At 67.6% G+C, this 9,720-nt stretch carries 8 protein-coding genes and 1 pseudogene; 5 read left to right on the plus strand and 4 right to left on the minus strand.

The annotated features are described in order from the left end of the window. Positions 1-478: formate dehydrogenase accessory sulfurtransferase FdhD (locus G3N99_RS27960; RefSeq protein WP_206124004.1), on the minus strand; the 478-nt coding region annotated here is incomplete at its 3' end. 121 nt (positions 479-599) lie between these two features. Between G3N99_RS27960 and G3N99_RS27965 the strand changes: the two genes are divergently transcribed. Continuing rightward, positions 600-1,082, plus strand: a complete 483-nt coding sequence (locus G3N99_RS27965; protein WP_174942405.1) for a nitrate reductase associated protein — start codon at positions 600-602, stop codon at positions 1,080-1,082. 46 nt (positions 1,083-1,128) lie between these two features. Here G3N99_RS27965 and G3N99_RS27970 read toward each other — a convergent pair whose 3' ends face one another. Next, entirely contained in the window at positions 1,129-1,524 is a 396-nt protein-coding gene (locus G3N99_RS27970; protein WP_174940229.1) for an acyl-CoA thioesterase, read from the minus strand. Positions 1,525-1,699: 175 nt separating this feature from the next. Here G3N99_RS27970 and G3N99_RS27975 point away from each other — a divergent pair, with 175 nt between their 5' ends. Continuing rightward, positions 1,700-3,571, plus strand: coding sequence for an ABC transporter ATP-binding protein/permease (locus G3N99_RS27975; protein ID WP_174940231.1), 1,872 nt, complete (start codon positions 1,700-1,702; stop codon positions 3,569-3,571). A gap of 202 nt (positions 3,572-3,773) precedes the next feature. On the opposite strand, the gene murU is transcribed toward G3N99_RS27975, so the two are convergent. Together murU and G3N99_RS27985 are read right to left on the minus strand one after the other, a co-directional pair. Next, positions 3,774-4,493 carry an N-acetylmuramate alpha-1-phosphate uridylyltransferase MurU gene (gene murU / locus G3N99_RS27980; protein ID WP_206124005.1) on the minus strand — a complete coding sequence of 240 codons (720 nt, stop codon included), beginning with the start codon at positions 4,491-4,493 and terminating at the stop codon, positions 3,774-3,776. A 31-nt stretch (positions 4,494-4,524) separates the two neighbouring features. Further along, positions 4,525-5,574: a phosphotransferase gene (locus tag G3N99_RS27985; protein WP_174942410.1), complete on the minus strand. Its 1,050-nt coding sequence runs from the start codon at positions 5,572-5,574 to the stop codon at positions 4,525-4,527. A 223-nt stretch (positions 5,575-5,797) separates the two neighbouring features. Between G3N99_RS27985 and G3N99_RS27990 the strand changes: the two genes are divergently transcribed. The 3 genes and pseudogenes from G3N99_RS27990 to pdxA form a co-directional block, all read left to right on the plus strand. After that, positions 5,798-8,158, plus strand: coding sequence for an LPS-assembly protein LptD (locus tag G3N99_RS27990; RefSeq protein WP_206124006.1), 2,361 nt, complete (start codon positions 5,798-5,800; stop codon positions 8,156-8,158). A gap of 51 nt (positions 8,159-8,209) precedes the next feature. After that, the gene (locus G3N99_RS27995; RefSeq protein ID WP_174940239.1) at positions 8,210-9,568 is read left to right on the plus strand and encodes a peptidylprolyl isomerase; all 1,359 of its coding nucleotides are present in this window, start codon (positions 8,210-8,212) and stop codon (positions 9,566-9,568) included. Between the two features lie 11 nt (positions 9,569-9,579). Continuing rightward, positions 9,580-9,720 (plus strand): annotated as a pseudogene (pdxA, locus tag G3N99_RS28000) (4-hydroxythreonine-4-phosphate dehydrogenase); the annotation flags it as partial.

The following is a 9,720-nucleotide window of genomic DNA, read 5'->3' on the forward strand; positions in this document are numbered from 1 at the left end:
CGGCGCGCGTCAGCGCGTCGGGCGCGAGGCGCGCAAGAAAGCCCGTATCGGGCACGCGTTCGGGCGCGAGGTCGAGCAGGTCGATGCTTTCGATCCCGCAGACGCCGCAGCCGGTGCGCCCCGCGAGCGCGCGGCGCCGGTCCTTCAGCGCGGCGAACGCCTGCTGGACGACCTCCAGGTGGACTTCCGCATGCGGCAGCGGCGCGCTGGCGTGCAGGATCACGTCGATGTCCTTGATGTCGCTGCCGCGCGCGACGATCCCTTCCGAGATCGCGAAACCGACCGCGAACGCTTCGAGGTCGCACGGCGTACACATCATCACCGCGTGCGAGATGCCGTTGAAGACGAGCGCGACGGGCCATTCCTGGCCCACGTAGTCGTGCGCGGTTTCGACGGCGCCGCCGCGCGTGCGGCGCACGGACAGTTCGATCGCGCCGCGCGGTTCGTCGCGCATGTCACCGGATTCGGTCGGATTCACGAGCACTCCCGTTGATTCGGCGCGAGGCCGGCGGCAATCGTATCCGCCGCCCGCGCGCAGAGGTTCTAAAATACCTCAGGCAAGCCGGCCGCGCCGGCATCCGCCACGTCAGGTAACGATCATGGGACTCAGCGACGCTCCACTGCTATTCACCTTCGAACACGATTCATCGGAAAACTTCACGTACATCCCGATGATCGTGCGTTTCAATCTCGACCGTTTCGGTCTGCGGATATCACTGGAGCAGTGGCAGTTGCTGCCGCTCGAGGACCGCAAGCTGCTCGCGCGCTTTCCGGCCGACGACGACACCGCGATCGAGCCCAACTTCGATCACGCGCTGTTCGAAATGCTGCGCACGCACGCCGATCTGGAACCATCGTGGTTCCAGCCGGACGAGCGGCCGACCTGGCGCGCTACCGACATCGTGCCGGAGTCGCTCGTGCAGCAGAGCGCGCTGGCCGGGCTGATGGCGCCCGAGCTCGCGCAGTGGCAGCGGCTCGCGCCGTTCCAGCGCTATGTGCTGGTGAAGCTGTCGCGCAAGCCGAAGCTGAACCACGATTTCCTGCCCGCGATGCGGGAGTTCGGGCTGACGGCCACGCACTGAGGTGGCCGCGGGCAGGCGGAGGGCGCCGTCGCACGGCGCTCGTCCGTCAGAGCGGCGGCAGTTGTCGCGGCTTGCGGTCGGTGCCGGTCGCGACGTAGGTGAGCGTCGCTTCGGTGACCTTCACGACCTCGCCCATCAGGCGCATGCGCTGCGCGAACACCTCGACGTCGACCGTGATCGACGTGTTGCCGGTGCGCGTGATGGTCGCGTAGAAGCTCAGCAGATCGCCGACGAACACCGGCTGCTTGAACACGAACGAGTTGACCGCGACCGTCGCGACGCGACCGTTCGCGCGCTGGCTCGCGGGGATCGAGCCGGCGATGTCGACCTGCGACATGATCCAGCCGCCGAACACGTCGCCGTGGACGTTCGCGTCGTGCGGTTGCGGGACGACGCGCAGCGCGGGCTGCTTTTGCGGGAGTTCGAGGGTCGAATCGGTCATGGCGGGGGCTTTCATCCTGTAATAAATACGCCGCCGCGCGCAGGCCGGCCGGCGAGGGCGCCGGCAGCGGCGCGAAGCGGCTTCTGCGACAATACAACGTTCGCAAATTGTACGAGAAAGTGAGCGAGCCGGCCGCCGTCGCACGCGTCCGGCACCGCCGCCGATCCTTCCCCCCATGCGCCGATTTCCTGCTTCCGGTGAGCCCGCGCCGGCTTCAACCGGGCCCCGCAACGACTGGCAGACCATCCGGTCGTTGCTGCCGTACCTGACCACCTACAAATGGCGTGTCGCGCTCGCGCTCGGCTGCCTGATCGGCGCGAAAGTCGCGAACCTCGGCGTGCCGGTCGTGATGAAGCGCATCGTCGACCACCTGTCCTACGTCCAGCAGATCACCGCGATCGGCCGTGCCGAACAGTCGGCCGGCATCGTGCTCGCGGGCGGCGTGGGGCTGCTGGTCGTCGCGTATGCGCTCGTGCGGCTGTCCACTTCCCTGTTTACCGAGCTGCGCGAGATCCTGTTCTCGAAAGTCACCGAGAGCGCGGTGCGCCAGCTCGCGCTGCAGGTGTTCCGGCACCTGCACGGGCTGTCGCTGCGGTTTCACCTGGAGCGCCAGACCGGCGGCATGTCGCGCGACATCGAGCGCGGCACGCGCGGCATCCAGCAGCTGATTTCGTATTCGCTGTACAGCATCCTGCCGACGCTCGTCGAGGTCGGGCTCGTGCTCGGCTTCTTCGTGGTCAAGTACGAGGCCTATTACGCGTACGTGACGTTCGCGGCGCTGGTCACGTACATCGTGTTCACGGTGAAGGTCACCAACTGGCGCACGCATTTCCGCCGCACGATGAACGAACTCGATTCGCGCGCGAACTCGCGGGCGATCGATTCGCTGATCAACTACGAGACGGTCAAGTATTTCGGCAACGAGGAGTGGGAAGCGCAGCGCTATGACGAGAACCTGAAGCGCTACCGGAAGGCCGCGATCCGTTCGCAGAACTCGCTGTCGGTGCTGAACTTCGGCCAGCAGGCGATCATCGGCACGGGGCTCGTGTTCATCCTGTGGCGCGCGACGCAGGGCGTGCTCGCCGGCAAGCTGACGCTCGGCGATCTGGTGCTGATCAACACGTTCATGCTGCAGCTGTATATCCCGCTGAACTTTCTCGGCGTCGTCTATCGCGAGCTGAAGCAGAGCCTCACCGACATGGACCGGATGTTCGGGCTGCTGTCGGCCGCGAAGGAAGTGGCCGACCTGCCCGATGCGCGGCCGCTTGCGGTCGCCGGCGCGCAGGTGCGCTTCGAGCACGTGAATTTCGCCTACGAGCCGGCGCGGCAGATCCTGCACGACGTGTCGTTCACGATCGACGCGGGTACGACGACCGCGGTGGTCGGCCACAGCGGCTCCGGGAAGTCGACGCTGTCGCGGCTGCTGTTCCGCTTCTACGATCTCGACCGGCAGTCGGGCGGCGCGATCCGGATCGATGGACAGGATATCCGCGACGTCACGCAGGACTCGCTGCGCGCGTCGATCGGGATCGTGCCGCAGGACACGGTGCTGTTCAACGACTCGATCTACTACAACATCGCGTACGGCCGGCCGACCGCGACCCGCGACGAAGTGATCGCGGCCGCGCGCGCCGCGCACATCCACGATTTCATCGAAAGCTTGCCGAAGGGGTATGACACGCCGGTCGGCGAGCGCGGGCTGAAGCTGTCGGGCGGCGAGAAGCAGCGCGTCGCGATCGCGCGCACACTGCTGAAGAACCCGCCGGTGCTGCTGTTCGACGAAGCGACGTCGGCGCTCGATTCGCGCTCGGAGCGCGCGATCCAGCACGAGCTCGACCAGATCGCGCGGCATCGCACGACGCTCGTGATCGCGCACCGGCTGTCGACGGTCGTGCATGCGCAGCAGATCCTCGTGATGGACCACGGGCGGATCGTCGAGCGCGGCACGCACGACGAACTCGTGCGCGCCGACGGGTTGTATGCGCAGATGTGGGCGCTGCAGCAGCAGCGTGCGGCGGCGGGCGGGGAAGAGGCGGAAGCCGCGTAAGCGGCGGTGCTGCGCGCGGGGGCGCGCAGCGGGAAGGAGGCGTGCTTGACGGGCGGGACGCGCGTCGGCATGAGGGGCCGGCAGGTGCGGGACCTGTTGATCAGCCAGACCAACCCGGCCGATTTGTCGGTCGGCCAGCCAGTCAGCTAAGCAGCGGATCAGCCAACCATCTGATCAATCGGCCCGACGACCCGTCAGCCGGTCACTTCGCGGCGCGCAGCCGCGCATCCAGCTCGCCCAACTGCGCGGGCGTGCCGACGTTCTCCCAGATACCTTCATACAGTTCGCCGCTCGCGCGGCCGGCCTCGATCGCCGCGCGATAGTACGGCGTCAGCGCGCGCCGCGTGCCGGGCGCGAGATCGCGGAACATCCGCGTGTCGTACAGGCCGATGTTGCCGAACGTGAAGCGCGCGGCGCCGTCGAGCGCAAGGTGACCGTCGCCGTCGAGCGCGAAGTCGCCGGCCGGGTGGAACGGCGGGTTCGGCACCATCACGAGGTGCATCGCCGGTGCGTCGAGCGCGGCCATCCGGGTGGCGCGCGGCGCGAGCGACCGGTAGTCGAACGCGCAGTAGACGTCGCCGCTGACTGCCGCGAACACGGCCGGCTGCCCGTCGCGCTCGAGCAGCGGCAACGCCTGTGCGATGCCTCCCGCCGTTTCCAGTGCGTCGCCCTCGGCCGAATACGCGAGCCGCACGCCCCAGCGCGAGCCGTCCCCGAGCGCAGCCTCGATCTGCTCGCCGAGCCACGCATGGTTGATCACGATCGTCTCGATGCCCGCGCGGGCGAGCGCTTCGATCTGCCACACGATCAGCGGCTTGCCGCCCGCTTCGAGCAGCGGCTTCGGGCGGGTGTCGGTGAGCGGGCGCATCCGTTCGCCGCGCCCGGCGGCGAAGATCATCGCCGTGGTCAGGGTGTTGCTCATGTTCGGCCGGGTGTCAGGAGAGTCGGAACGGTCAGAACGTATAGCCCACGTCGGCCGGCGCGTTGCCCTCGAGCTCGTCGAGCAGCTTCGCGAACGGCACGAGCGGGCGGTAGCGCAGCGCGACCTTGCGCGCATACGCGATGAAGCGCGGCAGGTCGTTCAGGTAGTGCGGCTTGCCGTCGCGGTAATTGATGCGCGCGAACAGGCCGAGCACCTTGATGTGGCGCTGCAGCCCCATCCATTCGAGCTGGCGGTAGAACTCGCCGAAATCCGGGTCGACCGGCAGGCCGGCCTTTTTCGCCTTTTCCCAGTAGTACGCGAAGCAGTCGAGCTCGAACTCCTCGTCCCAGCTGATGAAGGCGTCGCGCAGCAGCGACACGACGTCGTACGTCAGCGGCCCGTAGACGGCGTCCTGGAAATCGAGGATGCCCGGGTTCGGCTCGCACACCATCAGGTTGCGCGGCATGAAATCGCGCAGCATGAAACCCTGCGGCTGCGCGTGCGCGCTGGCGACCAGCAGCGCGAAGGTGCGGTCGAGCGTGCCGCGCATCGCGTCGGTGACGGGCTTGCCGAGGTGGCGGCCGACGAACCATTCGGGCATCAGCTCCATCTCGCGGCGCAGGAATGCCTCGTCGAACGGCGGCAGCACGTCGGGTTTCGACGTGAGCTGGAAGCGGATCAGTGCGTCGAGCGCCGCGCGCATCAGCGGCTTTGCGGCGGCCGGGTCGGCCGGATCGAGCACCGAGATGTACGACGTGCGGCCGAGATCGGTCACGAGCATGAAACCCGCGTCGAAATCGTGGGCGAGCACGTCCGGCACGTGGTTGCCGGCCGCGGCGAGCAGCTGCGCGACCTGGACGAATTCACGGCACTTCTCGGGCGGCGGCGCGTCGACGGCGATCAGCGTGCCGCCGGCGCTCGTGGCCGATGCGACACGGAAATAGCGGCGGAAACTGGCGTCCGACGAGGCGGGCGCGAGGGTCGACAGGTCGAGCGCATGGCGTTCGGCGAGCGGCTGCAGCCACGCGGTGAGTGCTTCGAGGCGGGCGTCGGGCTGGGATGCGGCGGATGGGGGCGTCATGAAACTCGGAGGAGGGGGGAACGTCTTGCCATATAATACCCCACGACTTTTTTGACGCGCCCCGCGTCAGCTTCCCGCCGTGCAGGCCCGCCGCCTGTCGCGCCGTCACCCGAACGCCTCCCCGGTTTGCGCTCAGCCGCAGTCGCGGTGCGACGGTGCGGCCCGCCGCGTGCGAATGTGCCGCGACGGCGTGGTTGACAAGGGGCGATTCGCCAAACGATAGATGCCGCCCAAACCGCTATTCCCGAATGTTTTCCCCGGTGACGGGGCGCCGCGCAAACGGCGGCTCGCGCTCGCGCTCCTGGCCGTGCCTGGCCTCGTGCCGGCCGTGTCGTACGCGCAGCTGTCGGGCGCGGCCGCGCAGCCGCAGCCGCTCGACTCGCCGTGGGATCTGCGTCTCGCGCCCCAGCTCGAGGATCGTCCGCTGAAGGACGGCGCGAAGCCGGCCGCCTTCGTGATCGCCGACCACACGAGCGGCACGGCCGAGCAGGATCTCGCCGCGAAGGGTTCGGCCGAGCTGCGGCGCGGTGACGCCGTCGTGAAGGCCGACGCGATCCACTACGATCAGGATACCGACATGGCCGACGCGTACGGCCAGGTCAGGATCAACAATTCCGGCACGTCGTTCACGGGCCCCGAGGCGCACCTGAAGATCGAGGCGAACCAGGGCTTCATGACCGCGCCGAAGTATCACTTCAACATGACGGGCGGGTCGGGCAGCGCGGAACGCGTCGACATGGTCGACAACGAGCGCTCGGTGTTCGTCAACGGCACCTACACCGCGTGCCAGTGCTCGACGAACCCCGCGTGGTACATCAAGGGCAGCCGCTTCGACTTCGATACGGGCGCCGACGAAGGCTCCGCGCGCAACGGCGTGCTGTTCTTCCAGGGCGTGCCGATCTTCGCGAGCCCGTGGATGACGTTCCCGCTGTCGGGCGAGCGGCGCAGCGGCCTGCTGCCGCCGACGTTCGCGATGAACTCGAGCAACGGGTTCGAACTGTCGCTGCCGTATTACTTCAACATCGCGCCGAACCGCGACCTCACGCTCACGCCGCGCATCATCTCGCGGCGCGGCGTGATGGCCGAGGCGACGTTCCGCTACCTGTCGCCGTCGTATTCGGGCACGTTTACGGCCAATTACCTGCCGGATGACCGGCTCGCGCACCGCAACCGCTACGCGATCTACTGGCAGCACCAGCAGAACTTCGGCGGCGGCTTCGGCGGCTACGTCTACTACAACAAGGTCTCGGACAATACGTATCCCGAAGACCTCGGGTCGGCGAACCAGTTCATCAACGGGACGCAGACGCTGTACCAGCAGGAAGCGGGCCTCACGTACAACAACGGCCCGTGGTCGGTGCTCGCGCGCTACCAGCACTGGCAGACGCTGCCGCCGTCGATCGCGCCGTACAGCCGTGAGCCGCAGTTGAACGTGAAGTACACGAAGTACAACGTCGGCGGCTTCGACTTCGGCGCGGAAGCCGACTATTCGCGGTTCCGCATCACGACGGCCGATGCGACCCAGGGTGACCGGATCGTCTTCAATCCGTACATCTCGTACGGCGTGTACGGCCCCGGCTACTTCGTCGTGCCGAAGGTCCAGTACCACTTCGCGTCGTACGACCTGAACTACCTGTCGTCGACCACGCCGAACAGCCCGAAGCGCTTCACCGAGTCGATCCCGACCGTGAGCTTCGATACGGGGCTGATCTTCGACCGCTCGGTGCGCCTGTTCGGCCAGGACTTCATCCAGACCCTCGAGCCGCGCCTGTACTACGTGTACACGCCGTATCGCGACCAGTCGAACGCCCCGCTGTTCGACACCGCGGAATCGGACTTCGGCCTCGCGGAGATCTACCAGCCGAACACGTTCGTCGGCAACGACCGGATCGCCGATGCGAACCGGATCACGGCCGGCCTGACGTCGCGCTTCATCGATCCGCGCACCGGCGACGAGCGTGCGCGCTTCGTGATCGCGCAGCAGTACTACTTCGCCGATCAGCGCGTCACGCTGAATTCCGGGCAGTCCGCCGTGCAGGCGCGCCACTCGGACCTGATCGTCGGCGCCGCGCTGAAGCTCGGCTCGGGCTTCATGTCGGAGACGGCGTTCCAGTACAACCAGAACAACAACCAGCTCGTGAAGTCGAGCGTCGGTTTCGGCTACAGCCCGGGCGAGCGCCGCGTGATCAACGTCGGCTACCGCTACACGCGATCGAACACCACGCTCGACAACCAGCCGATCAACCAGTTCCTGGTGTCCGCGCAATGGCCACTCACGCGCCGCCTGTATGCGATCGGCCGCTTCAACTACGACCTCGCGGGCGATCGCGTGGTCGACGGTCTGGTCGGCTTACAATACGACGCGGACTGCTGGGCGCTCGGGGTCGGGGTGCAACGGGCGGCGAACGGCATCAATTCGTCGGGACAGCAGAACTCGTCGACGCGAGTCATGATGCAGCTGACGCTCAAGGGCCTGTCGACCGTCGACAACGGCCTCGTGTCCGCATTCCGCGCCGGGGTGCCGGGCTACACGCCGCTGCCGCCGCCGCCGCCGCCGATGTCCCGCTTCAGCAACTACGAGTAACGCCGGCTTGTCTGCACCGGTCAGCACGATTTCAATGGAGTTCCAGTGGCAATGAAGAAAACCCTTCGTTTCGCGGCAGTCGTGTCCAGCCTCGCTGCGGCCTCCGCGCTGCTCGCCGCCGCGCCGGCCGCGGCGCAGGCGCTCGGTTCGCAAGGTGCGCAGCTCGCCGACGAAGTCGTCGCGGTCGTCAACAACGACGTGATCACGGGCCGCGAACTCGACCAGCGTGCCGGCCTGATCGCGCGCCGGCTGCAGCAGCAGAACGCACCCGTGCCGCCGACCGACCAGTTGCGCGCGCAGGTGCTGAACCAGATGGTGCTCGAGCGTATCCAGGTGCAGAAGGCCAAGGACGACGGGATCCGCATCGACGACGCGACCGTGCAGTCCACGCTGCAGCGTCTCGCGCAGGCGAACGGCATGACGGTCGAGCAGTACCGCGCGCGTCTCGAGGCGCAAGGCGTGCCCTGGAGCATCTTCACGAGCGACGCGCGCACCGAACTGATGCTGTCGAAGCTGCGCGAGCGCGAGGTCGACGGCAAGATCACCGTGTCGGACGCCGAGGTCGCGAACTACATCGCGAGCCAGCGCGGGCCGAACGCGTCGCAGCAGCAGGACCTGCGTTTCCAGCACATCTTCATCAAGGCGCCGACCAACGCGCCGCAGGCCGACATCGAAGTCGCGCAGAAGAAGGCTGACGCGTTGCTGCAGCAGGCGAAGTCGGGCGCCGATTTCGAGAAGCTCGCGAAGAACAATTCGGAAGCGAACGACGCGAAGAAGGGCGGTGACCTCGGCTTCAAGGCGCCGAGCGCGCTGCCGGCCGACGTCGTCGACGCCGCATCGAAGCTGCGCCCGGGCCAGGTCAACCCGACGCTGATCCGCGTGCCGGACGGCTTCGAGATCGTGCGTCTCGTCGACCGCCGCCAGAGCCAGGGCGCGACTGCCGCCGCACCGAAGATCGTCCAGACGCACGTGCGCCACATCCTGCTGCGCGTGGGTGAAGGCAAGTCGGAAGGCCAGGCGCGCCAGCAACTGGCCGACATCCGCAACCAGGTCGAGGCCGGCGGCGATTTCGCGAAGTTCGCGCGCACCTACTCGCAGGACGGTTCGGCGTCGCAGGGCGGCGATCTCGGCTGGATCAGCCCGGGCGAGACCGTGCCGGAATTCGAGCGCGCGATGAACAACCTGCAGGACGGCCAGATCAGCCAGCCGATCCGTACCGAGTACGGCTATCACCTGATCCAGGTGCTGAGCCGCCGCGAAGCGGAAGGCTCGGTGCAGCAGCAGATGGATATCGCGCGTCAGGCGATCGGCCAGCGCAAGGCCGAGCAGGCGTATGCCGACTGGCTGCGCGAGCTGCGCGATTCGTCGTACGTGCAGTACAAGATCGGCGGCGTCAGCCCGGCGAACTGAGCGAGTTTCAGATGACCACGCCCGCGCTGCAGATCGCGATCACGACCGGCGAACCCGCGGGGGTCGGCCCGGAGCTGACCGTGCAGGCGCTGCGTGACGCCGCGCAGCGCTGGCCCGACGCACATTTCACCGTGCTCGGCGATGCGGCGCGG

The sequence above is a fragment of the Burkholderia sp. Ac-20392 genome, from assembly GCF_017104585.1.
Lineage (GTDB): Bacteria > Pseudomonadota > Gammaproteobacteria > Burkholderiales > Burkholderiaceae > Burkholderia > Burkholderia lata.